General features: G+C 66.5%; 18 protein-coding genes. 11 read left to right on the top strand and 7 right to left on the bottom strand.

What is annotated here, in order from left to right; all coding sequences use genetic code 11:
• Positions 1-20 precede the first annotated feature (20 nt).
• The 4 genes from pilU (at position 21) to AC1ZV1_RS02125 (ending at position 4,401) form a co-directional block, all read left to right on the top strand.
• Positions 21-1,166 carry a type IV pilus ATPase PilU gene (pilU, locus tag AC1ZV1_RS02110; protein WP_236172740.1) on the top strand — a complete coding sequence of 382 codons (1,146 nt, stop codon included), beginning with the start codon at positions 21-23 and terminating at the stop codon, positions 1,164-1,166.
• Positions 1,167-1,257: 91 nt separating this feature from the next.
• Positions 1,258-1,662: an NINE protein gene (locus AC1ZV1_RS02115; RefSeq protein ID WP_484295328.1), complete on the top strand. Its 405-nt coding sequence runs from the start codon at positions 1,258-1,260 to the stop codon at positions 1,660-1,662.
• 199 nt (positions 1,663-1,861) lie between these two features.
• Positions 1,862-3,235: a pyridoxal-phosphate dependent enzyme gene (locus tag AC1ZV1_RS02120; RefSeq protein WP_484295329.1), complete on the top strand. Its 1,374-nt coding sequence runs from the start codon at positions 1,862-1,864 to the stop codon at positions 3,233-3,235.
• Positions 3,232-4,401 (top strand): trans-sulfuration enzyme family protein, encoded by a 1,170-nt coding sequence (locus AC1ZV1_RS02125; protein WP_484295330.1) that lies wholly within the window; start codon positions 3,232-3,234, stop codon positions 4,399-4,401. Before AC1ZV1_RS02120 ends, AC1ZV1_RS02125 begins: the two co-directional genes overlap by 4 nt.
• 117 nt (positions 4,402-4,518) lie before the next feature.
• Here the strand turns inward: AC1ZV1_RS02125 and AC1ZV1_RS02130 are convergent, their stop codons facing one another.
• The 7 genes from AC1ZV1_RS02130 to gshB all read right to left on the bottom strand — a co-directional run bounded on the left by AC1ZV1_RS02130 (position 4,519) and on the right by gshB (position 10,498).
• Positions 4,519-5,790: a dihydroorotase gene (locus tag AC1ZV1_RS02130; RefSeq protein ID WP_484295331.1), complete on the bottom strand. Its 1,272-nt coding sequence runs from the start codon at positions 5,788-5,790 to the stop codon at positions 4,519-4,521.
• Positions 5,787-6,791, bottom strand: a complete 1,005-nt coding sequence (locus AC1ZV1_RS02135) for an aspartate carbamoyltransferase catalytic subunit (protein ID WP_484295332.1) — start codon at positions 6,789-6,791, stop codon at positions 5,787-5,789. Before AC1ZV1_RS02135 ends, AC1ZV1_RS02130 begins: the two co-directional genes overlap by 4 nt.
• A gap of 45 nt (positions 6,792-6,836) precedes the next feature.
• Complete coding sequence (gene pyrR, locus AC1ZV1_RS02140) at positions 6,837-7,349, bottom strand: bifunctional pyr operon transcriptional regulator/uracil phosphoribosyltransferase PyrR (RefSeq protein ID WP_138519690.1); 513 nt, start codon at positions 7,347-7,349, stop codon at positions 6,837-6,839.
• A 157-nt stretch (positions 7,350-7,506) separates the two neighbouring features.
• Positions 7,507-7,944: a Holliday junction resolvase RuvX gene (ruvX, locus tag AC1ZV1_RS02145; protein ID WP_484297485.1), complete on the bottom strand. Its 438-nt coding sequence runs from the start codon at positions 7,942-7,944 to the stop codon at positions 7,507-7,509.
• Entirely contained in the window at positions 7,941-8,510 is a 570-nt protein-coding gene (locus AC1ZV1_RS02150) for a YqgE/AlgH family protein (RefSeq protein ID WP_484295333.1), read from the bottom strand. The genes ruvX and AC1ZV1_RS02150 overlap by 4 nt, the downstream gene beginning before the upstream one ends.
• Positions 8,511-8,585: 75 nt before the next feature.
• Positions 8,586-9,479, bottom strand: coding sequence for an energy transducer TonB (locus tag AC1ZV1_RS02155; RefSeq protein ID WP_484295334.1), 894 nt, complete (start codon positions 9,477-9,479; stop codon positions 8,586-8,588).
• Positions 9,480-9,535: 56 nt separating this feature from the next.
• Entirely contained in the window at positions 9,536-10,498 is a 963-nt protein-coding gene (gene gshB / locus AC1ZV1_RS02160) for a glutathione synthase (protein ID WP_484295335.1), read from the bottom strand.
• 269 nt (positions 10,499-10,767) lie between these two features.
• Between gshB and pilG the strand changes: the two genes are divergently transcribed.
• The 7 genes from pilG to AC1ZV1_RS02195 all read left to right on the top strand — a co-directional run bounded on the left by pilG (position 10,768) and on the right by AC1ZV1_RS02195 (position 24,720).
• Positions 10,768-11,175 carry a twitching motility response regulator PilG gene (pilG, locus tag AC1ZV1_RS02165; protein ID WP_015475142.1) on the top strand — a complete coding sequence of 136 codons (408 nt, stop codon included), beginning with the start codon at positions 10,768-10,770 and terminating at the stop codon, positions 11,173-11,175.
• Between the two features lie 46 nt (positions 11,176-11,221).
• A complete protein-coding gene (pilH, locus tag AC1ZV1_RS02170) occupies positions 11,222-11,587 on the top strand; it encodes a twitching motility response regulator PilH (protein WP_024766237.1) in 366 nt (121 codons plus the stop codon).
• A 54-nt stretch (positions 11,588-11,641) separates the two neighbouring features.
• Positions 11,642-12,178 (top strand): chemotaxis protein CheW, encoded by a 537-nt coding sequence (locus AC1ZV1_RS02175; protein ID WP_017520132.1) that lies wholly within the window; start codon positions 11,642-11,644, stop codon positions 12,176-12,178.
• A gap of 83 nt (positions 12,179-12,261) precedes the next feature.
• Positions 12,262-14,310, top strand: coding sequence for a methyl-accepting chemotaxis protein (locus AC1ZV1_RS02180; RefSeq protein ID WP_484295336.1), 2,049 nt, complete (start codon positions 12,262-12,264; stop codon positions 14,308-14,310).
• A gap of 62 nt (positions 14,311-14,372) precedes the next feature.
• Entirely contained in the window at positions 14,373-15,236 is an 864-nt protein-coding gene (locus tag AC1ZV1_RS02185; protein WP_484295337.1) for a protein-glutamate O-methyltransferase, read from the top strand.
• Positions 15,237-15,260: 24 nt separating this feature from the next.
• Positions 15,261-23,693 (top strand): Hpt domain-containing protein, encoded by an 8,433-nt coding sequence (locus AC1ZV1_RS02190; RefSeq protein WP_484295338.1) that lies wholly within the window; start codon positions 15,261-15,263, stop codon positions 23,691-23,693.
• Complete coding sequence (locus tag AC1ZV1_RS02195) at positions 23,686-24,720, top strand: chemotaxis protein CheB (RefSeq protein WP_484295339.1); 1,035 nt, start codon at positions 23,686-23,688, stop codon at positions 24,718-24,720. The genes AC1ZV1_RS02190 and AC1ZV1_RS02195 overlap by 8 nt, the downstream gene beginning before the upstream one ends.
• The last annotated feature ends 9 nt before the right edge of the window (positions 24,721-24,729 follow it).

A 24,729-nucleotide genomic window follows, 5' to 3' on the forward strand; every position in this document is an offset into this window, starting at 1 on the left:
GAACCTGCGCGAGAAAGATCATGGAATTCGAGAAGCTGTTGCGCCTGATGGTGGAAAAGGGAGCCTCCGACCTGTTCATCACGGCGGGCGTACCTCCGTCGATGAAGGTCAATGGCAAGGTATTGCCGGTCACCAAGACCGCGCTGTCGCCGGAACAGACCCGCGAGACCGTGCTGTCGGTGATGAACGAGCAGCAACGCCGCGACTTCGCCGAGAACCACGAGTGCAACTTCGCCATCAGCGCCCGTGGCGTCGGCCGTTTCCGTGTCAGCGCCTTCTATCAGCGCAACCTGGTGGGCATGGTGCTGCGCCGCATCGAGACCAACATCCCGACCATCGACGACCTGAAGCTGCCGGAAATCCTCAAGAAGCTGGCGATGACCAAGCGCGGTCTGGTGATCTTCGTCGGCGCCACCGGCACCGGTAAGTCCACCTCGCTGGCGGCGATGATCGGCTACCGCAACAAGAACTCCACCGGGCACATCATCTCCATCGAAGACCCCATCGAATACATCCACCAGCACCAGGGCTGCATCGTCACCCAGCGTGAGGTGGGCCTGGATACCGATACCTTCGAGGTCGCCCTGAAGAACACCCTGCGCCAGGCGCCGGACGTGATCATGATCGGCGAGGTGCGCTCGCGCGAGACCATGGACCATGCTGTGGCCTTCGCCGAAACCGGCCACCTGTGCCTGGCGACCCTGCACGCCAACAACGCCAACCAGGCGCTGGAGCGGATCATCCACTTCTTCCCGGCCGACCGTCATGGCCAGGTGTGGATGGACCTGTCGCTCAACCTCAAGGCCATCGTCGCCCAGCAGCTGGTGCCGACCCCGGATGGCAAGGGCCGTCGCGCGGTGATCGAGGTACTGCTGAACACCCCGCTGGCCGCCGACCTGATCCGCAAGGGCGAGGTCCATGAGCTCAAGCCGCTGATGAAGCGCTCCACCGAGCAGGGCATGCAGACCTTCGACCAGGCGCTGTACCAGCTCTACACCCAGGGCGAGATCACCTACGAAGATGCGCTGGCCTACGCCGACTCGGCGAACGACCTGCGCCTGATGATCAAGCTGGGCTCGGAGACCGACGCCGACCACCTGACCACCATGACCCAGGGGCTGACCCTGGAGATGAGCGACGACGACCCCAGCCGCCGTTTCCGCTGAACCTGCCCTGCGAACGGATAGCGCCTGAGAAGCCCGCCCGTGCGGGCTTTTCGTTTATGCTGATGGCCTTGTCATGCAACGGGAGAAAGGCATGTCCGCCAACCCTGACACCCACAGCAAGGTCATCGGCTACCTGCTCTGGATCTTCGGCTTCACTGGCTCGCACCGCTTCTACTACGGTCGGCCGATCACCGGCACCCTCTGGTTCTTCACCCTGGGCCTGTTCTTCATCGGCTGGATCATCGACCTGTTCCTCATCCCCTCGATGGATGACGCCGCGGACCAGCGCTACCGCGCCGGTGGCGTGGACTACAACGTCGCCTGGATCCTGCTGACCTTCCTCGGCGTGTTCGGCGTGCACCGCATGTACATGGGCAAGTGGCTCACCGGCATCCTCTACCTGTTCACCGGCGGGCTGTTCTTCATCGGCGTGCTCTATGACTTCTGGACGCTGAACAGCCAGATTTCCGAGCGCAACGGGCCGCAGCGTATCTGACCTCGCTCCCGTGGCGCTGTACTCCCCTGCAGGAGCGCGCCCCGTGCACGACCACGGGCATGGCTCGCTCCTGCAGGTTCCTGCGCTGTCGTCTTTCGTCGCGCCGCCTGGCGCGACCTGTGCCTCCCGCCTAAGGTCAGGAGGACAGTAGCAGGCGCCGCCGGGCGATCCCCGTGGCGCCGCAGAAGGAGTGGCTGCCATGAGCAACGAATCCCGCCCTGCCGTGCTCGACCTGATCGGCAATACCCCCATGGTCCGCGTGACGCGCTTCGATACCGGACCCTGCACCCTGTTCCTCAAGCTCGAATCGCAGAACCCTGGCGGCTCCATCAAGGACCGCATCGGCGTCGCCATGATCGAGGCCGCCGAGCGCGACGGTCGGCTCAAGCCCGGTGGCGTGATCGTCGAGGCCACCGCCGGCAACACCGGCCTGGGCCTGGCGCTGGTAGGTCGCGCCAAGGGCTACCGGGTGGTGCTGGTGGTGCCGGACAAGATGTCCACCGAGAAGGTTCTGCACCTGCGCGCCATGGGCGCCGAGGTGCACATCACCCGCTCCGATGTCGGCAAGGGGCACCCGGAGTACTACCAGGACGTCGCCGCGCGGCTGGCGAAAGACCTGCCCGACGCCTTCTTCGCCGACCAGTTCAACAACCCCGCCAACCCGCTGGCCCACGAGACCGGCACCGGCCCGGAAATCTGGGCGCAGACCGGCCATGATCTCGATGCCGTGGTGGTCGGCGTCGGCTCCGCCGGCACGCTCACCGGTCTCACGCGCTTCTTCCAGAAGGTCCAGCCCGAGCTGGAAATGGTCCTGGCCGACCCGGTCGGCTCGATCATGGCCGAGTACTCGCGCACCGGCGCCATCGGTACGCCCGGCGCCTGGGCGGTGGAGGGCATCGGCGAAGACTTCGTGCCGTCGATCGCCGACCTCTCCAGCGTGCGCCACGCCTATTCGATCAGCGATGAGGAAAGCTTCGCCACTGCCCGTGAGCTGCTGCGCAACGAAGGCATCGCCGCCGGCTCGTCCACCGGCACGCTGCTGGCCGCCGCGCTGCGCTTCTGCCGCGAGCAGACCGAACCCAAGCGCGTGGTCAGCCTGGTCTGCGACACCGGCACGCGCTACCTGTCGAAGATCTACAACGACCAGTGGATGACCGACCAGGGCCTGCTGCAGCGCAAGCGCTACGGTGACCTGCGCGACATCGTCGCGCGCCGCTTCGAAGAAGGGCGGGTGGTCAGTGTCGGTCCCGGCGACACCCTGCTCACCGCCTTCCAGCGCATGCGCCTGGCAGACATCTCCCAGCTGCCTGTACTCGACGGCAAGCGTCTGGTAGGCGTGATCGACGAGTCCGACATTCTCATGGGCGTGCATGACGACCCGGCGCACTACCGTTGCGAGGTCTCCAGCGCCATGAGCGACGCCCCGGAAACCCTGGCTCCCGGCGCCAGCCTCGCCGAACTGGAAGCCGTGCTCGGGCGCGGCCTGGTAGCCATCATCGCCGACGCCTCGGGCTTCCACGGCCTGATTACCCGATTCGACCTGCTCAACCATCTGCGGAGGACCCTCGCATGAGCCAGCACGACGACCGCCTCGGTTTCGCCACCCGCGTAATCCACGCCGGGCAGGAGCCGGACCCGTCCACCGGGGCGATCATGCCGCCGATCTACGCCAACTCCACCTACCGCCAGGACAGCCCCGGCGTGCACAAGGGACTGGACTACGGCCGCTCGCACAATCCGACTCGCTGGGCGCTGGAGCGCTGTGTGGCGGACCTGGAAGGTGGCAGCAAGGCGTTCGCCTTCGCCTCGGGCCTGGCGGCCATCTCGGCCGTGCTGGAGCTGCTCGATGCCGGCTCGCACATCGTCTCCGGCAACGATCTCTACGGCGGCACCTTCCGCCTGTTCGAGCGGGTACGTCGGCGCAGCGCCGGGCATGACTTCCACTTCGCCGACCTGGCCCAGCCCGGCGCCCTGGAAGCGGCGCTGACCGACAAGACGCGCATGGTCTGGGTGGAAACCCCGAGCAACCCGCTGCTGCGCCTGACGGATCTCGCCGCCATCGCCCGCACCTGCCGCGCGCGCGGCATCCTCTGCGTGGCCGACAACACCTTCGCCAGTCCCTATGTGCAGCGGCCGCTGGACCTGGGCTTCGACATCGTCGTGCACTCCACCACCAAGTACCTGAACGGCCACTCCGACGTCATCGGTGGCATCGCCATTGTCGGCGACAATCCCGACCTCGCCGAGCGCCTGGGCTTCCTGCAGAACTCGGTGGGGGCCATCGCCGGGCCGTTCGACGCCTTCCTCACCCTGCGCGGGGTGAAGACCCTGGCCCTGCGCATGGAGCGGCACTGCGCCAATGCGCTCGAGCTGGCGCGGTGGCTGGAACAGCAGCCACAAGTGAAGCGCGTCTACTATCCCGGCTTGGCATCGCACCCGCAGCACGAGTTGGCACGCGCGCAGATGAAGGGCTTCGGCGGGATGATCTCGCTGGACCTGGATACCGATCTCGCCGGCTCGCGGCGCTTCCTGGAGAGCGTCCAGCTGTTCGCCCTGGCGGAAAGCCTGGGCGGCGTGGAAAGCCTGATCGAGCACCCGGCGATCATGACCCACGCCAGCATCCCGCCGGAAAACCGCGCGGCGCTGGGCATCGGCGATTCGCTGATTCGCCTGTCGGTGGGCGTGGAGGATGTGGAGGACCTGCGCGCGGACCTGGCCAAGGCGTTGGCGATGATCTGACGCCCTGCGCCGGACCATTTCTACAAGGGCGCGAAACCGCGCAGGCCATGCTACGTCCGACTTCCCTGCATGAAAAAGCCCGCCAATCGGCGGGCCTTTTCATGGCGCGATGGAGCGTTACACCGCGTGGACGATATGCCCATCCACCAGGGTGCAGCGCACTACGCCCGGCAGGCAGTGGCCGAGGAACGGGCAGTTCTGCCCACGGGAGTGCCAGGTTTCGCCTGCCAGGGTCTGGCCGTCGGCTTCGAACAGCACCACGTCTGCTGCCGCACCCACTGCCAGCTTGCCGGCCGGCAGCCGCAGCGCCGCGGCGGGGCCGCTGGAGAGGCGTGCGAGCAGGGTCGGCAGGTCGAGCAGGCCGTCCTGGACCAGGGTCATGGCCAGCGGCAGCAGCAGTTCGACGCTGCTGATGCCCGGGTCGGTCGCGGCGAACGGGGCGTTCTTCGCGTCTGCCTCGTGGGGCTGGTGATGGCTGGCGATGGCCTGGATCACGCCGCTCTTCACTGCGTCGCGCAGGGCGTCGCGGTCCTTGTGCGAGCGCAGCGGCGGCTGCACGTGGTACAGGCTGGAGAAGTCCGCCAGCGCTTCGTCGGTGAGGATCAGCTGGTACAGCGCCACGTCGGCGGTGACCGGCAGGCCGCGGGCCTGAGCCTGGGCGATCATCTCGACGCCCCGGGCGCTGGTCAGTTGGCTGAAGTGCGCACGGACGCCGGATTGCTCCACCAGCAGCAGGTTGCGCGCCAGGGCCACGGTCTCCGCGGTTTCCGGAATGCCGGCGAGGCCGCGGAAGCTGGCGGTCGGGCCTTCGTGGGCGATGCCGCCTTCGGCCAGGTCGTTGTCCTGGGACGTGAATATGACGGTCAGATCGAAGGTCGCCGCGTACTCCAGCGAGCGCAGCAGTACGCGATTGCTCGCCATCGGTGCCAGGCCGTTGGTGAAGGCCACGCAGCCGGCATCGCGCAGGGCGACCAGTTCGGACAACTGCTCACCGGCCAGACCCTTGGTCAGCGCGCCGATGGGGAAGACTTTCGCGTTGCCGGCCTCGCGGGCGCGGTCGAGGATCAGTTCGGCGACGGCGGAGGTGTCCAGTACCGGCTTGGTCTGCGGCGGGAAGCACAGGCTGGTGACGCCACCGGCCGCGGCGGCGCGGGTTTCGCTCTCGATACTGCCCTTGCGGCTGTAGCCCGGCTCGCGCAGGGCGACGCTCAGGTCGACCAGGCCGGGCGCGGCGACCAGGCCGGCGGCGTCGATTTCCTGGGCGGCGTGGAAGCCTTCGGGGGCGTCGCCGATGGCGATGATGCGGCCGGCCTCGATGTGCAGGTCGCAGACCTTGTCCAGGCCGCTGGCCGGGTCGATCAGGTGGGCGCCACGAATACTGACGGTCATTGCGCGTCCTCCTGTTCCAGCTGGCGTTGGGCGTTCTGGCCGCTCATGGCCATGGACAGCACGGCCATGCGGATGGCGATGCCGTAGGTGACCTGGTTGAGGATCACCGACTGTTCGCCGTCAGCCACCGCTGAGTCGATCTCCACGCCGCGGTTGATCGGGCCGGGGTGCATGACGATGGCGTCGGGCTTGGCCAGCTGCAGGCGCTTCTGGGTCAGGCCGTAGAGCTTGAAGAATTCGCCTTCGCTGGGCAGCAGGCCGCCGGCCATGCGCTCGCGCTGCAGGCGCAGCATGATCACCACGTCGACGCCTTTCAGGCCTTCGTTGGCGTCGGTGAACACCTTCACCCCGTACTGCTCTTCCAGGCCCACGGGCAGCAGGGTGCGCGGGGCGATGACGCGGATGTCCGGGCAACCGAGGGTTTTCAGCGCGAGCATGTCGGAGCGCGCTACCCGCGAGTGCAGGATGTCGCCGACGATGGCCACCGAGAGGTTCTCGAAGCTGCCCTTGTGGCGGCGGATGGTGAGCATGTCGAGCATGCCCTGGGTCGGGTGGCCGTGGCGGCCGTCGCCACCGTTGATCACGGCGACGTTGGGGCTGACGTGCTCTGCGATGAAGTGCGCGGCGCCCGAGTCGCTGTGGCGCACGACGAACATGTCGGCGGCCATGGCTTCTAGGTTGCGCAGGGTGTCGGTGAGCGTCTCGCCCTTGCTGGTCGAGGAAGTCGACACGTTCAGCGAGATGACGTCGGCGGACAGGCGCTGGGCGGCCAGTTCGAAGGTGGTACGGGTGCGCGTGGAGTTCTCGAAGAACACGTTGCACACGGTCTTGCCGCGCAGCAGCGGGACTTTCTTCACTGCGCGGGCGCCGACTTCGAGGAAGGAGTCGGCGGTGTCGAGGATTTCAGTCAGCAGTTCGCGGGACAACCCGTCGAGCGAGAGGAAGTGGCGCAGCTGGCCCAGATCGTTGAGCTGCAGCGGGCGCTTGGCGTCGGTCGGCATGTGGCAGGCCCTGAAAGTTGGGGGTGGATGTCCGGGCGCGCGGGGTTACAGCGCGGTGCTGAGAAGCGTGCGCTCGAGGACAAGTGGTGCGGGACCGCGCAATTTTACCCGCTCGTTGGGTGCCAATGACAGGGTTTCGCCGACGACATCCGGACGAATCGGCAGTTCGCGCTTGTTCAGGTCGACCAGGCTGACCAGGGTCACGCTGGCCGGGCGGCCGTAGTCGAACAGCTCGTTGAGCGCGGCGCGGATGGTCCGGCCGCTCATCAGCACGTCGTCCACCAGCACCAGATGCTGGCCGTCGATCTCGAACGGCAGTTCCGACGGACGGACCTGCGGGTGCAGGCCGCTGCGGGTGAAATCGTCGCGGTAGAAGGAGACGTCGAGAATGCCGAGGATCTCGTCGCTGCCCAGTGCCTTGAGCAGTTCCTGGGCGACCCAGATGCCGCCGGTGTGGATGCCGACGAAACGCGGCGCGTCGATACCGCGCTGTGCCAGGTAGTTGCGCAGGTCGGTGGCCATGCGGGGGATGAGTTCGGCGGGGCTGGGCAGGGTCATGACGTCTCCGGTTCGGTTGGCGGGGCCACCCGGCGCGGGCGGCCATCGGGGCGGACCGTTCCGGGAAGGAGTGGTCCGGCAAGCTTAGTGGCTTTCGCTCCCCTGGCGCTGCTTCAGGTCAAGAGGCGCTGCGGCAGGCGAGGGAGGCGACCTGGGGTCAAGCGGGGGCGTTGTCGGCCAGCCAGCCCTCCAGCAGCAGGGTGGCGGCCAGGGCGTCCACCGGGCGCTCGCGGTAGCCGTCGCGCTGGCCCTGGGCCAGGCGTTCGCCCTTCGCGGCGTAGGTGGTCAGGCGTTCATCGTGGGTGTGCACCGGCAGGTTGTAGCGGCCGTGCAGGCGGCGGGCGAACTTCTCGGCGCGCTCGCTCATGTCGCTGGGGGTGCCGTCCATGTTCAGCGGCAGGCCGACGACGATGGCGTCGGGCTGCCACTCCTTGATCAGGGCTTCGACGCGGTTCCAGTCCGGCACGCCGTTCTGTGCCTTGAGCACGCAGAGCTCGCGGGCCTGGCCGGTGATGGCCTGGCCGACGGCAACGCCGATCTGCTTGGTCCCGTAGTCGAAGCCAAGGAGCAGGCGCAGGGGCTTGCTGCTCATCAGGCGTGCCCGGCCTGGGCGGTCAGCAGGCTGAGGTTGACCCCCAGCCGCTCGGCGGCCGCCGACAGGCGCTGCTCGGCCGGTACCTCGAAGAGCACAGTCGGGTCGGCGGGGCAGGTCAGCCAGGCGTTGTCGGCCAGTTCGGCTTCCAGCTGGCCGGCTTCCCAGCCCGCATAGCCGAGGGTGATCAGGTGTTGGGCAGGGCCGCTGCCGTCGGCGATGGCGAACAGCACGTCCTGGGAGGTGGACAGCGACAGCTCGCCCAGCTCCAGGGTGGCCTGGTAGCTGCGTCCGGCGGGGTGCAGGACGAACCCGCGATCCGTCTGCACCGGGCCACCGGTATAGATGGTCATGCCCTGGCAGCGCACCGGTGGCAATTCGTCCGGACGCAGTTGCTCGAGAACGTCGGCAAGACTCAGGCCGCTGGGGCGATTGATGATCAGGCCCATGGCACCCTGCTCGTTGTGCTCGACGAGGTAGGTGACGGTCTGGGCAAAGTTGGAGTCCGCCATGTGCGGCATGGCGATCAGGAAATGGTGCTTGAGGTAGCTGGCTGCTGTGCTTTTCATGCCGGCTAGTTTCAGGCCTGGGGGCCAAAGGGACAAGACTTGAAAGCGTCAGCTGGTGCTGCCGGGCGCGTCGGCTCAGTTGCTGGACAGGCGATCGCCGCGCTCGAAGCGCCAGGTGCGGATGATTTCCAGGCGGTCGATGTCGTTCAGGTCGCCGGAGAAGGGCGCGAAGGGCGCGGCCAGGCGCACGATGCGCTGGGCGGCCTGGTCGAGCAGGGGCTGGCCGGAAGATTCCAGCACCTGGACTTCATAGAGGGAGCCGTCGCGGTTGATCGACACCAGCAGGCGCAGGTTGCCGTAGATCCGCTGGCGACGGGCTTCGTCCGGGTAATTGAGGTTGCCGATGCGCTCGATCTTCTTGCGCCATTCCTCCTTGTACCAGGCGCCCTTGTCGCGCATGGTCGAGGCCGCGCTCAGGCGATGGATGCGCGGGCGCTTGGCGTAGGCCTGCTGCTCGCGGGCGAGGTCAGCCTCGAGGCTGGAAATTTCCGCCGACAGCTGGCTGGAGTCGAACTGTGGCGCCGGCTTGGCGACGGTCTCGGCCTTGGGTGTCTGCTGCTTGGTCTGCACCTTGTCCGGGCGCGGGGTGCGGGTGGCGACGGCGGTCTTGGGTGCTTCCGGGCTCTTGGCCTGGCGCGGGGTGGCCGGAGGCGAGACTTTCTTGACTTCGGTGTCCTGGAACGGCGCCTGCTCGGTGGTCTTGGGGATCGCCTTGTGTTCCAGGGTGCCGCTGCCCTGCTGGTTCATCTGGGCGAGGTAGTCGGCCTTTTCCGGTGCCTTCTCGCTCTTGAAGCTGGCCAGGGTGATTTCCAGCGTCTTGCTCAGCTGGCTGGGGCTGGGCATGGTGAAGCCCACCCCCAGCAGCACGGCCACGTGCAGGATGGCCGCGACGAACAGGGTGAAACCCAGACGGTCCGCCGGACGGACGCCGGAGGACACGGGGAAGTCTTGGTGGGTTGCAGCGTTCATTGCGGGTCGCGTAGGCCAGGGTGGGGCGGAAGTCTGCCGACGAGGCTTATAAAAGTCTATGACGCACTGCGCGCCTTGAGCTTTTCGTCGATGACGGCCATCAGTCGCTCGCCGATGCGTGTGTCATAGGCGGCATCGATCTCGCGGATGCAGGTCGGGCTGGTCACGTTGATCTCGGTGAGGTTCTCGCCGATCACGTCCAGGCCGACGAACAACAGACCGCGCTTGCGCAGCTCCGGGCCGACCTGTGCGGCGATCCAGCGGTCGCGCTCGGTCAGTGGCTGGGCTACGCCCCGGCCGCCGGCGGCCAGGTTGCCGCGGGTCTCGCCCTGGGCGGGGATGCGCGCCAGGCAGTATTCCACCGGCTCGCCGTCGATCATCAGGATGCGCTTGTCGCCGTCCTTGATGGCCGGCAGGTAGCGCTGCGCCATGACCTGTTCCTGTCCGTGGCGGGTCAGGGTCTCGAGGATCACCGAGAGGTTCGGGTCGCCTTCGCGGTGGCGGAAGATCATCGATCCGCCCATGCCGTCCAGGGGTTTGAGAATGATGTCACGATGCTGTGATGCAAACTCGCGCAAAATATCGGCCCGGCGGGTGACCACCGTCGGCGGCGCGCACTGCGGGAACAGCGTGGCGAAGTACTTCTCGTTGCAGTCACGCAGGCTCTGCGGCTTGTTGACGATGAGCGTGCCGGCGGTTTCAGCCTGTTCCAGCAGGTAGGTGGAGTAGACGAACTCGTTGTCGAAGGGAGGATCCTTGCGCATCAGGATGACGTCCAGGTCCGACAGCGGCTGGTCGACTTCGTCTTCAAGCTCGAACCAGTGGGCCGGATCGTAGAACACCTTGAGCGGACGCATGCGGCCGCGGGCGACGTTCTCCTTCTGGTAAAGGTCCTGCTGTTCCATATAGAAGAGCTCCCAGCCGCGAGCCTGGGCAGCGAGCAGCATGGCCAGGGAGCTGTCCTTCTTGAAACTGATCTGCGCGATGGGGTCCATCACGATCCCGAGGCGTACGCTCATGGGATGTCCTCCTGGGACTCGAGGCTGCGACTTGGAGTCGCGCCGAAAAGGCTGAAAATGGACGCTCAGGGTGGCGCTGGATGTGCGCTCGGTCAAGGAAAAAGCCTGCGTGTTCCGGGTCTTATGGCCTGAATTTGCTGGGCGTGGTAAAGATTCTGGCGATTGTGGTAAAAGGTTCCCACGATTGGGTCGCAGCCCGACGGTGGCAGGGCGCTCGCGCACTGAAATAAAAAGCGGAAAAACGACTCACCGAGATGGTAAGGGCGAACATGGAACAGCATTCCGACGGTTTGAAAGTAATGGTGATCGACGATTCCAAGACGATTCGTCGCACGGCTGAAACCCTGCTGAAGAAAGTCGGCTGCGATGTCATTACAGCCATCGACGGCTTCGATGCGCTGGCCAAGATCGCCGATACCCATCCCAGCATCATCTTCGTCGACATCATGATGCCGCGCCTGGATGGCTATCAGACCTGCGCCCTGATCAAGAACAACAGTGCCTTCAAATCCACGCCGGTGATCATGCTGTCCTCCAAGGACGGTCTGTTCGACAAGGCCAAGGGTCGCATCGTCGGTTCCGATCAGTACCTCACCAAGCCCTTCAGCAAGGAAGAACTGCTCGGCGCGATCAAGACCCATGTGCCCGACTTCACCCCGGTGGAGCACGCTTCCTGAAGTCCGGCGCATGCGCCGGTGACGCCTATTCCGTATGGGGACCACAATGGCTCGAATTCTGATTGTTGATGACTCGCCGACCGAGATGTACAAGCTGACCGCGATGCTGGAGAAGCACTCGCATCAGGTGCTCAAGGCCGAAAATGGCGCCGATGGCGTGGCCCTGGCTCGCCAGGAGAAGCCGGACGTCGTCCTGATGGACATCGTCATGCCCGGCCTGAACGGCTTCCAGGCGACCCGTCAGTTGTCCAAGGACCCGGAAACCAGCGCGATTCCGGTCATCATCGTCACCACCAAGGACCAGGAGACCGACAAGGTCTGGGGCAAGCGCCAGGGCGCTCGCGACTACCTGACCAAGCCGGTGGACGAAGAAACACTGCTCAAGACCATCAATTCGGTGCTCGCCGGCTGATACAGCCGTGCCTGCACGTACAGCACATAATTATTAGAGAAGGCCAGGGCCGGCATGGCGGAAGTCCAGAGTCCTTTCGAGGTTCTCGTCCAGATCGATCAGCGCTGTCGGCAGCTGGCTGCGGGCCTGCCCGCCCAGCGCGAGGTGGTGCAGAGCTGGAACGGCATCGGCTTTCGCATGGCTGGGCGCCTGTTCGTTGCGCCCATGGGGGAGGTCGGCGAGGTTCTTCACGAACCGCGCTACACACTGCTGCCCGGCGTCCGTGACTGGGTGAAGGGGGTCGCCAACGTGCGCGGCCGCCTGTTGCCGATCATGGACCTGTGCGGCTTCCTCGGCGCGGAGCTTTCGCCTCTGCGCAAACAGCGGCGCGTGCTCGTCGTGGAACACCAGGAAGTCTTCGCCGGCCTCATCGTCGATGAGGTATTCGGCATGCAGCACTTCCCGGTGGACACCTTCTCCGAGCAGCTGCCGCCCCTCGAAGCGGTCCTGCAACCCTTTATTCATGGCGTCTTCCACCGGGAGCAACCCTGGCTCGTGTTCAGTCCGCATGCGCTGGCTCAACACCCGGGGTTCCTGGATGTCGCCAGCTAGAGTTTGACCGGTTGGGCCGGCGTTGCCGGCCCTTGTTGTGACATGGAAACCGTAATCGTGGTGGGTCCAGGCGGGGGCCGAATATGAAAAATATAAAGGCAGGCAGTCTTTTTTCGGGTGCGCGTAGCAGCTCGCTGATCCTTGGGCTCTTCGTGGTCCTGATCGTGGCGATCGTTCTGCTGTTCGCGAACTTCGCTTACCTCAACACCCAGGCGAACCACGACAAGCAGTACATCGGCCATGCCGGCGAACTGCGCGTGCTGTCCCAGCGTATCGCCAAGAACGCCACGGAAGCCGCGGCGGGCAAGGGCGAGGCGTTCAAGCTGCTGAAAGAAGCACGCAACGACTTCGAGAAGCGCTGGAACATCCTGACCAAGGGTGACGAAAGCACCGGCCTGCCGCCGAGCCCGGATTCGGTACAGCCGCAGATGGCGGATGTGCAGAAGGACTGGGACACCCTGCGCAAGAACGCTGACTCCATCCTCGCCAGCGAACAGACCGTACTGTCCCTGCACCAGGTGGCCGCGACCCTCGCCGAGACCATCCCGCAACTGCAGGTGGAGTACGAAGAGGTCGTCGACATCCTGCTGGAGAACGGCGCCCCGGCCGACCAGGTCGCGGTAGCCCAGCGCCAGTCGCTGCTGGCCGAACGTATCCTCGGCTCGGTGAACAAGGTGCTGGCCGGTGACGAGAACTCCGTGCAGGCAGCCGACAGCTTCGGCCGTGACGCCAGCCTCTTCGGCCGCGTACTCAAGGGCATGAAGGAAGGCAACGCGGCGATGAGCATCTCCAAGGTGACCAACGCCGAGGCCACCGACCGCCTCAACGAGATTTCCGAACTCTTCGAATTCGTTTCCGGCTCGGTGGACGAGATCCTCGAGACCTCCCCGGAACTGTTCCAGGTCCGTGAAGCCGCCAACACCATCTTCGGTGGTTCCCAGACCTTGCTGGACAAGGCGTCCAACCTTGCCGCCGGCTTCGAGAACCTGACCGAAGGCCGCGTGTTCAACCAGGTTGCCAGCGCCGCGCTGGGTATCATCGCCCTGGGCGCGATCATCCTCATCGGCTTGGTGATGGTGCGTGAAACCAACCGCCGACTGGCCGAGACCGCCGAGAAGAACGAACGTAACCAGGCGGCGATTCTGCGACTGCTCGACGAAATCGCCGACCTCGCCGACGGTGACCTGACGGTGGCCGCGACTGTGACCGAGGACTTCACCGGTGCGATCGCGGACTCCATCAACTACTCCATCGACCAGCTCCGGGAGCTGGTGGAAACCATCAACCTGACCGCCGTGCAGGTGGCCGCCGCCGCCCAGGAAACCCAGGCCACCGCCATGCACCTGGCCGAGGCTTCCGAGCACCAGGCCCAGGAAATCGCCGGCGCCTCCGCCGCGATCAACGAAATGGCCGTGTCCATTGACCAGGTATCGGCGAACGCCTCCGAGTCCTCGGCGGTAGCGGAACGTTCCGTAGCCATCGCCAACAAGGGCAACGAAGTGGTGCACAACACCATCACCGGCATGGACAACATCCGTGAGCAGATCCAGGACACCTCGAAGCGGATCAAACGCCTCGGTGAATCGTCCCAGGAGATCGGTGACATCGTCAGCCTGATCAACGACATTGCCGACCAGACCAACATCCTCGCACTGAACGCCGCGATCCAGGCGTCCATGGCGGGCGACGCGGGCCGCGGCTTCGCCGTGGTAGCGGACGAAGTACAGCGTCTGGCGGAACGTTCCTCGGCGGCGACCAAGCAGATCGAGGCGCTGGTGAAGACCATTCAGACCGACACCAACGAAGCGGTGATCTCGATGGAACAGACCACCTCCGAGGTGGTGCGGGGTGCCCGCCTGGCGCAGGACGCCGGTGTGTCCCTGGAAGAGATCGAGAAGGTATCCAAGACCCTGGCAGCGTTGATCCAGAACATCTCCAACGCCGCCCGTCAGCAGGCTTCCTCCGCCGGCCACATTTCCAACACCATGAACGTGATCCAGGAGATCACCTCGCAGACCTCCGCCGGTACCACTGCCACCGCGCGCAGCATTGGTAACCTGGCCAAGATGGCCGGCGAGATGCGCCACTCCGTATCCGGCTTCAAACTGCCGGACACCGCCGAACAGGCCTGAGCAGAGGAGGTGCGCTGCTCTTTGCCGGGTAGCGCACGACAATCTTGAGCGAGGGGCGCGACATGCAGGCAACTGGCGTCTGGTCGTTGCAGCCGTTGGCCGACATGTCGGCCGCGGATTTCCGCGACTGGCAGGCACTGCTGGAAGACCGGACCGGCGTCGTGGTCAACGAGCAGCGCCGCGCCTTCCTGCAGACCAGCCTGGGCGCGCGGATGCGCGAACTGGGCATCGCCGACTACGGTACCTATTACCGGCAGGTCACCGATGGCCCGCGCGGCGCGGTCGAGTGGTCGAACCTGCTGGACCGTCTCACCGTTCAGGAAACCCGTTTCTTTCGCCACAAGGCTTCGTTCGAGGTGCTGGAGAGCTTTCTGCGCCTGCGCCTCGGACAGGTCGGCCCGAGCCGGCCGCTGGCCTTGTGGAGCGTCGGCTGTTCCAGCGGCGAGGAGCCATACTCCCTCGCCATGGTGGCCGCCAAGGTACTGGAAGACGCAGGTCTTGCGCCGCTGTTCGGCGTGACCGGCACCGACATCAGCCTCAATGCCCTGAACCGGGCGCGTGAGGCGATCTATGCGGCACGCAAGCTTGCGGATATCGACCCGGAACTGGCCACGCGCTACTTCAGCGCGCAGGATGACGGTCGATACGCCGTGATACCCGATCTCGCTGGGCGCGTCTGTTGCGCCCGGCTGAATGTGCTGGAACTGGCCAAGGCGCCAATGTCCGGCATGGACGTGATTTTTTGCCAGAACCTGCTGATCTATTTCCGCCGCTGGCGGCGGCGGGAAATCCTCAACCGCCTGGCCGAGCGCCTGGCGCCTGGGGGATTGCTGGTGATCGGAGTGGGTGAGGTCGCCGATTGGCACCACCCGCTGCTCGAACCGGTCGCCGATGAGCGCGTTCTGGCCTTTACCCGGAAGGGATGACACAGACACATGAGTGGAGTGGCTATGGGTGATCGGCACGATTATGTCGCCCTGGAATGGGTAAAAGGCGAGATTGCCGAAACGCTCAAGCAGGCGCGGCAAGCCCTCGAATCCTACGTCGAGAACCCCCAGGACCCGACGCGGATGGGCTTTTGCCTGGCCTATATCCACCAGGTGCGTGGCACCCTGCAGATGGTGGAGTTCTACGGCGCGGCCCTGCTCGCCGAAGAAATGGAGTACCTGACCCAGGCGCTGATCGACGGCAAGGCCTCCAGCCAGAGCGAAGCGCTGGAAGTGCTGATGCAGGCCATCCTGCAGCTGCCGGCGTACCTCGAACGCATCCAGAGCGCCCGCCGCGACCTGCCGCTGGTCGTGCTGCCGCTGCTCAATGACCTGCGTACCGCGCGTGGCGAAAAGCTGCTCTCGGAAACCAGCCTGTTCTCCCCCGATCTGTCCCGCGAATCCCCGGTACTGCCGGTGGACGCCCTGGCGCGCCTGCGTACCGCCGAGCTGCCGGCCCTGCTGCGCAAGCTGCGGCAGATGCTGCAGGTCGCCCTGGTCGGCGTCATCCGCAACCAGGACCTGCCGACCAACCTGGGCTACCTGGCGCGTGTCTTCGCCCGCCTCGAGTCCCTGTGCAAGGACGCCCCGCTGGGCCGCCTGTGGATCATCGCTTCGGCGATGATCGAAGGCCTGGCCAACGGCAGCATCGCCAACGGCACTTCGGTGCGTAACCTGCTGCGCCAGGTCGACCGCGAATTCAAGCGCCTGGTCGACCAGGGCGCCGACGCCATGAACCAGCCGGCGCCGGACGAACTGATCAAGAACCTGCTGTTCTACGTGGCCAAGGCCTCCGACCAGTCGCCGCGCGTGCGTGCGGTGAAGGACGAGTACCGCCTGGACGACGCCCTGCCGGGCGCGGCCCTGGTGGACGAGGAGCGCGCCCGTCTCGCCGGGCCCGACCGTGACGCCATGCGTTCGGTCGTGGGCGCCCTGTGCGAGGAGCTGGTGCGGGTCAAGGACAGCCTTGACCTCTTCGTGCGCAGCGACCGCAGCGGCGTGAACGAACTGGGCAGCCTGCTGGCGCCGCTCAAGCAGATCGCCGACACCCTCGCCGTGCTGGGCTTCGGCCAGCCGCGCAAGGTCATCCTCGACCAGATCGACGTGGTCAGTGCCCTGGCCCACGGCCAGCGCCAGCCCAACGACGCCATCCTGATGGACGTCGCCGGCGCGCTGCTCTATGTCGAGGCCACCCTGGCCGGCATGGTCGGCCCGAGCGAAGAGCCGGGTAGCGAAGAGAACGTCCTGCCGACCACCGACGTCGAACAGATCCACCAGGTGGTGATCAAGGAAGCGCGCAATGGCCTGGAACTGGCCAAGGACGCGATCATCGAGTTCATCGCCTCGCAGTGGAACCACGAGCACCTGGCCCGCGTGCCGGAACTGCTGACGCAGGTTCGCGGCGGCCTGGCGATGATCTCCCAGGAGCGTGCGGCGAAACTGCTGGAAAACTGCAATCGCTACATCCAGGAACAACTGCTGGTACGCCAGGCCGTACCGGACTGGCACAGCCTGGACACCCTGGCCGACGCCATCACCAGCGTCGAGTACTACCTCGAGCGCCTGTCGGAAGACCACAACACCCAGGGCGACATGATCCTCGACGTGGCCGAGGAGAGCCTGGACAGCCTGGGCTACTCGCTCACGCCGCGTCCGTCGATCCTCGATGCGGAGCCGGAAGCGCATGCCTCGGCGCCGCAACCTGCACCTCTGGACAATCCGCTCGACGAAATCGACGTGCTGGCCGCACAACCGCTGGCCGAGCCGACCGAAGCGGTGCCGGTGGACGAGGTCCCTGAACTGGCCGCGCCGGTGGAAATCGCCGACAGCTTCGAGCCGGTCAGCCTCGATACGGCTCCGCGCGAAGAGCCGCCGCTGGAACTGCCGTCCGAGCTGGCATCCATCGAAGCGCCGGCGCCGGTCGAAGAACCGACCCTGGACCCGGTTGATTTCGACGCGCCGCAACCCGTGGCGGGCAGCGAAGAGCCCTTCACGTTCGAGTCCCTGGAGCCAGTCGTCGCGCCCGTTGCCGCGGAAGAACCTGCCGTGCTGGCCGACATCGAGCTCACTGCCGAGTCCAACGCCCCGCTCGCCGGCGAAGCCGAATCGGGCTTTACCTTCGAACCCCTGGAGCTGGACTCCGGCCTGCCGGCCGCCGAGCCCACCGCCGAACTGCGCGCCTGGACCCTGGACGAGATCGAGCCGCTGGCCGCCTCTACCGAACCGAGCGCGCCGACCGCCACCCTGGAGCCGGAAAGCCTCAGTTGGGACATCGAGCTGGAGCCGGCCGCGCCAATCACCGACACCACCCTGGCCGACGAGGGCTGGTCGCTGGACGACAGCCACAAGGCCGACAGCATCGAGTTCAGCCTCGAGACGGTGGAAGAAACGCCCTCGCAGCCGCTGGCCGATGAGCTGAGCTGGAGCCTGGATGACGCCGCTCCGCTGGCCGAGCCCCCTCGTTTTGACGAGCCGGCTCAGCTGGACACGCCGATTGCCGCGCAGACCTGGGAATCCCTGGACCTCTCCGCACCGCAGGCCGAAACCCCTGCGTCGCCGGAGCTGCTCGAAGACTTCGCCAGCCTGCCATCGCTGGAAGCCACGCCGGCCCCGGTGGACGAGCTGACCTGGGACATGGAGTCGCTCACCCCGACCGGCGAGAAGCCCGTCGAGGAAGACTGGTTCAGCATCGACCTGACGCAGCCGGCTGCCGAGTCGCCCGCGCCGTCCCTGCAGCTGGACGAACACTTCGCCAGCCTGGAGACGCTGGAACCCGCGGCGCTGGAAGGCCTGGAGTCGCTGGACGACCTGGGCCTCGCTGCTCAGCCGGCTACTGGCGAGCTGTCCGTGCCGGAAGAGGCGCTGGTCAGTGACGACAACTGGACCCTGGGCGAGCTGAGCGAGCCGACCGTGCTCGACGCTGGCGTCGACCTGAGCCTCGACGCCCCGCTAGAGCTGGAGCCGCTGGAGCCGCTGGCTGAAGCCGAGGCCCCGAGCTTCCAGGCCGAGGCCTGGAGCGACGAGAACATCGCCGACCTGGACCTGCCGGAAGTCGAGCTGCCCAGCCCGCCGGCCGAGCCTGAGCTGGTCGCCGAGGCGCCAGCGAAGCCGCTGTCCCTGGCCGAAGTCATGGCTGCCCCGGTCCAGGCGATCAATCCGCCGGCCCAGGACGTGCCGCCCAGCCTGCTGCCGCCGCCCGCCGACGAAGAACCGATCGACGAAGAGCTGCGCGAAGTCTTCATCGAAGAAGCCGGTGAAGTGCTGGAGACCATCGGCGAGCACCTGCCGACCTGGCTGGTCAGCACCGACGACCGTGAGTCGCTGACCGAGATCCGCCGCGCCTTCCACACCCTCAAGGGCAGTGGCCGGATGGTTCGCGCGCTGGTGATCGGCGAGCTGGCCTGGTCCATCGAGAACCTGCTCAACCGCGTGCTCGACCGCAGCATCGCCGCCTCGCCAGCAGTGTTGCAGGTGGTGCAGGACGTGGTTGCGCTGATGCCTGAACTGGTCGAGGAATACGCCGCCAGCGCCCAGCGCCAGCGCGACGATGTCGACCGCCTGGCGGCCACCGCCCATGCCCTGGCCAAGGGGCAGCCGGTGCCGCCGCCCGGCGGTGGGCTGCCTGAGGCTGCGCCGCCGGTCGAGGAGATCACCCCTGAACTGATCGATGTCCAGGAAATCGCCGGGCAAGCGGCCGACGAAGGGCTCGACGATAGCCTCGATCCGCAGTTGCTGGAGATCTTCCGCAACGAAGCCGAAGCCCATCTGGAAACCCTGGTCGGCTTCCTCGCCGATTGCGCGCAGCAGCTGCCGCAGCCGGTGACCGACGACCTGCAGCGCGCCCTGCACACCCTCAAGGGCAGCGCGCACATGGCCGGCATTCTGCCGATCGCCGAAATTGCCACGCCGCTGGAGCGGCTGGTGAAGGAATTCAAGACCAACCTGCTGCAGGTCGACCTGCGCGAGGCCGAGCTGCTGCACGCCGCTGAAGGCCTGTTCCGCATGGGGCTCGACCAGCTCGTCGAAGGTCGCCCGCTGGCACCCATCGAAGGCAGCCCGGAGCTGCTGGCGCGCATCGCGCAGATCCACCAGGAGCGCCTGGAGGCCGCCGAGGCCAAGCGTCGCGGTGAGAGCGGCGAGGGCAGTGGCAACGATCCGCAGCTGATCGGCATGTTCCTCGCCGAGGGCATGAACATCCTGCTGGACGCCGAGGACCTGCTGCGCCGCTGGCGCGAGCACCCGCAGGAACGTCACGAGCTGGGGGCCCTTTACGACGAACTGGAAACCCTGAGCCGTGGCGCGCAGATGGCCGAGCTGCCGCAGATGGCAGAACTCGCCGACGCGCTGCTGGCGGTCTACGGCGCCGTGCGCCAGGGTCGCCTGGAAACCGGCGATGCCTTCTTCTCCGCTGCCGAGACCGCCCATGAGGCGCTGATCGGCATGATGGACCAGGTGGCCGCCGCCCTGCAGGTCAGCGCCCATCCGGAACAGGTCGAGGCACTGCATCGCCTGCTGGATGCTCCGGTCGCCGCGCCAGAGGGTGCTGCCGACGAACCCCGGGATGACGCCGACATCGAGTTCGTCGACCTGGAGCGCCTGACCGCCGAGGACTTCCCCGCCGAAGATGAGGAATTCCTCATCGACAGCCGTCCGGTGGACGACGACAACCTGCCTGACGGCCTGAGCTGGTCGCCACGTGCTGACAACCACGGTGCCCCGCACGGCGCCGCCGATGATGACGATGATGACGTCGTCACCGCCGAGACGCCGCATGGCCATCCTGCGCCGCAGCAACCACCGCGTGCGCTGGACGAGGAAATGGTGGCGATCTTCCTCGAAGAGGCGGTCGATATCCTGGACAACGCCGGCCAGGCGCTGGAGCAGTGGCTGGCCTCGCCGGAGGGGCTCGCCGCGCTCTCGACCCTGCAACGCGATCTGCACACCCTCAAGGGTGGCGCGCGCATGGCGGAAATCCGCGAAATCGGCGACCTGTCCCATGAGCTCGAATCGCTCTATGAAGGCCTGCTGGACCATCGCTTCCAGCACAGCCAGCCGCTGGGCGACCTGCTGCGCACCTGCCACGACCGTCTGGCGACCCAGCTCGATCAATTGCAGGCCGGCCAGGCGCTGACCGATCCGGCCGATCTGGTGCAGACCATTCGCACCTTCCGCCAGAACCCGGCTGCCGGCCTCGAATCGCCGCACGCCCTGGCTGCGCAGCAGCAGGATGCCGTGGCCGAGGAGGACGAGGCCGTCGAGCTGTCGCCGGTCATCGAAGACGACATCGAAACGGAGCTGCCTGTCGAGGCTGCAGCGCAGGACGAGGCCGCTGACGGGCTCAAGCTTGCCGATCCTGAGGTCATCGACCTCGACGCCGGCCTTCCCGATGTCACCGCCGAGGCGGAGATTGCACCTGAAGAGGTCGAACTGCAGGCCTTCCGCAGCGCCCCCGGCGCCCAAGCCCCCGGTTCGCTGCCCGCGGAGCCGGAGATCGTCGAGCCTGCCGCCGCTCCTGTCCCAGACGACCTGCCAGGTGTGCAGGACAGCGAGTACGAGCTGGACGAGGACCGCGACCAGGAACTGGTGGAAATCTTCCTCGAAGAAGGTTTCGACATCCTTGAAAGCTCGTCCGGCGCTCTGCAGCGCTGGATGGAAAACCCCGACAACAGCGTCGAGCTGGAAGCGCTTCAACGCGACCTGCACACCCTCAAGGGCGGCGCGCGGATGGCCGAGATTCGCCCCATCGGCGACCTCTCGCACGAACTGGAATTCCTCTACGAAGGCCTTTGCGGCGGGCGTCTGCGCGCCAGCCCGACGCTCTTCGAGCTGCTGCAGCGCTGCCACGACCGTCTCGCCGAGATGCTCGAAGCGGTCCAGCAGCATCGCCGGATTCCGGGAGGTGAATCGCTGATCGACGCGATCCACCGATTTCGTGCCAACCCCGAAGAACAACTGAGTATCCCCAGCAGCGTCAGCCTGCAGGCAGTCGGTTCCTCGCATGCCGTGCCGGAAGGCCCGGAAGCCGACATCCTGGATATCTTCCTGGAAGAGGCCGATGACCTGCTCGAAGGCATGGAGCAGGCCCTGGGGCGCTGGGACGCCGAACGCGAGAACGGTGCACTGGATGAGTTGCTGCGCATTCTTCACACCCTCAAGGGCGGTGCGCGCCTGGCTGGCCAGACCGGCCTGGGCGATCTGGCCCATGACCTCGAACAGCACCTGGGTGAAGCCCAACAGCAGGGTGCGCCCTGGCCGGAAAGCCTGTTGCTGGACGTACAATCCGGCTTCGAAGGTCTGCAGGATGAGGTCGATCAACTGCGCTTGCACCTGGGCGAAGTCGAAAGCGCGGAGAGCCAGCCCGAAGCGCTGGACGAGCAACCGATTGCCGAACCGCCTGCCGCAGTGAGCCTACCGGCGCTGCCCGAAGCGATCATGGCAGCGGCCGTTCCGCAGCGTGTCGACGCGCCGGTGGTGCTGCCCTTCGTCCGCCGTGCCCAGGAAGCTGCCCAGGAGGCCGCTGCGCGGCGTGCGCCGCAGGAACTGGTGAAGGTGCCTGCACAGCTGCTCGAAGGCCTGGTCAACCTCGCCGGCGAGACGTCCATCTTCCGCGGCCGCGTCGAGCAGCAGGTGAGCGACGTCGGTTCGACTCTGGGCGAGATGGACGCGACCATTGAGCGGGTACGCGATCAGCTGCGCCGCCTCGACACCGAAACCCAGGCGCAGATCCTTTCGCGCCATCAGGCCGACGCCGAGCGCGCCGGCTACGAAGATTTCGACCCGCTGGAAATGGACCGTTACTCACAACTGCAGCAGCTCTCCCGCGCGCTGTTCGAGTCCGCTTCCGACCTGTTCGACCTCAAGGAAACCCTGGCCGCCAAGAACCGCGACGCCGAGACCCTGCTGCTGCAACAGGCGCGGGTCAATACCGAGCTGCAGGAAGGCCTGATGCGCACCCGCATGGTGCCCTTCGACCGCCTGGTGCCGCGCCTGCGCCGGATCGTCCGCCAGGTGGCGAGCGAGCTGGGCAAGCAGGTGGAGTTTGTGGTCAGCAACGCTGAAGGCGAGATGGACCGCACCGTGCTCGAGCGTATCGTCGCGCCGCTGGAGCACATGCTGCGCAACGCGGTCGACCACGGCATCGAGTCCGGCGAGGCACGCCGCATCGCCGGCAAGGCGGAGCAGGGCACCATCCGCCTGACGCTGGGCCGCGAGGGTGGCGACATCCTCCTGACCCTGGCTGACGACGGCGCCGGCATCCGCCTGGAAGCGGTGCGCCGCAAGGCCATTGAGCGCGGTCTGATGACCGACGACAGCGAGCTGAACGACCACGAGGTGCTGCAGTTCATCCTCGAGGCGGGTTTCAGTACCGCCGAGAAGGTCACGCAGATCTCCGGCCGTGGCGTGGGCATGGACGTGGTGAACTCCGAGGTGAAACAGCTCGGCGGCTCCATGAGCATCCACTCGAGCGTCGGCGAAGGCACCCAGTTCGACATCCGCCTGCCGTTTACCGTGTCGGTGAACCGCGCGCTGATGGTGCTCTCCGGCGAGGACCTGTACGCCCTGCCGCTGAACACCATCGAAGGTATCGTGCGGGTCTCCCCGTACGAACTGGAGGCGCTGTACGAGCAGGCCGCCGCCGACGAGACCGGCGCTGCGCCGCGCTTCGACTACGCCGGCCAGAGCTATGAGCTGAAATACCTGGGTGACCTGCTCAACAATGGCCAGCATCCCAAGCTGGTCGGGCAGTCGCTGCCGCTACCGGTGATCCTGGTGCGCTCGGCGGACCACGCCGTGGCGGTGCAGGTCGATGCCCTGGCGGGCTCGCGCGAAATCGTGGTGAAGAGCCTCGGCGCGCAGTTCGCCGGCGTCAGCGGCATCTCTGGCGCGACCATCCTCGGTGACGGTCGCGTGGTGGTGATTCTCGACCTGCTGGCGACCATCCGTGTGCGCCATGCCCATGCCCTGCAGTCGCAACCGCGTCGCCAACTGGCCGGCCCGACGGCGGCGGAAATCGAGCACCAGCGCCCGACCCTGGTCATGGTGGTGGACGATTCGGTTACCGTGCGCAAGGTCACCAGCCGCCTGCTGGAGCGCAATGGCATGAACGTACTCACCGCCAAGGACGGGGTGGACGCCATTGCCCAGCTGCAGGAACACAAGCCCGACATCATGCTGCTGGACATCGAGATGCCACGCATGGACGGCTTCGAGGTGGCCACGCTGGTGCGCCACGATGAACAGCTGAGGGACCTGCCGATCATCATGATTACCTCCCGTACCGGCGAGAAGCACCGCGACCGTGCTCTGGCCATCGGCGTCAACCAGTACCTGGGCAAGCCGTACCAGGAGTCCGAGCTGCTGGAGAACATCCACAAGCTGGTGAAGGCTCATGTCTGAGCAGAGCACGCCGCGGATCGCGGTGATCGCCGATACCTCCCTGCAGCGCCACGTGCTGGCGCAAGCCCTGGCCGGCCACGGCTACCAGGTGGTGCTTAATGCGGACCCGGCGCGCCTGGAAGGCGACCAGCTGGACGCCTGCGAGACCGACCTGTGGCTGGTGGACCTGGCGCAGCAGGAAGACTCGCCGCTGGTGGACAACCTGCTGGAACAGTCGCGGGTGCCCGTGCTGTTCGGCGAAGGCCATGCGCCGGAGCGGCATTCCGAACATTACCCGCGCTGGGAGCGCCGTCTGGTCTCCAAGCTGCGCAAGCTGGTGGGTGATCCCAGCGCCGGCGTCGGCCGCAGCCTGGCGGCGCTGCTCGATGAAGCGCAGCGCCCGACCCGCGTGACGCTGCCCGATGACCTCGCGGCCTCCCCGCTCAAGGCGGGCGAGCCGGCCGCGCAGGTGTGGCTGCTGGCCGCGTCGCTGGGTGGCCCGGCAGCAGTGAAAACCTTCCTCGATGCGCTGCCAGGCGGTCTGCCAGTGGGCTTCCTGTATGCCCAGCACATCGATGCGTCCTTCGAAGCCAACCTGCCGCAAGCGGTCGGCCGTCACAGCCAGTGGCACGTCAACACCGTGCGCGATGGCGATCCGGTGCGCTGCGGCGAAGTCGTGGTAGTACCGATCACCCAGCAGCTGGGTTTCGACGACTCGGCACGCATGCGTGTCGAAGATCGCAGCTGGCCGGAACCCTACAGCCCGTCCATCGACCAGATGATGCTCAACCTCGCCCAGCAGTACGGTGATCGTTGCGGCGTGATCGTGTTCAGCGGCATGTGCAGCGACGGCAGCGCCGCCGCCGCCTACGTGCGTCGCCAGGGGGCGCCGATCTGGACCCAGCGCGCCGACAGCTGCGCCTGCTCCAGCATGCCCGACAGCCTGCGCGAAGGCGGCTACAGCACCCTGTCCGGCGACCCGCGCGAACTCGCCGCGGCGCTGGTCAACCACCTTGCCGAGCAATGCGTCGGCGCAGTCACGCAGTGAGATAAGGCC

The organism is Pseudomonas sp. BB438 (assembly GCF_057180225.1).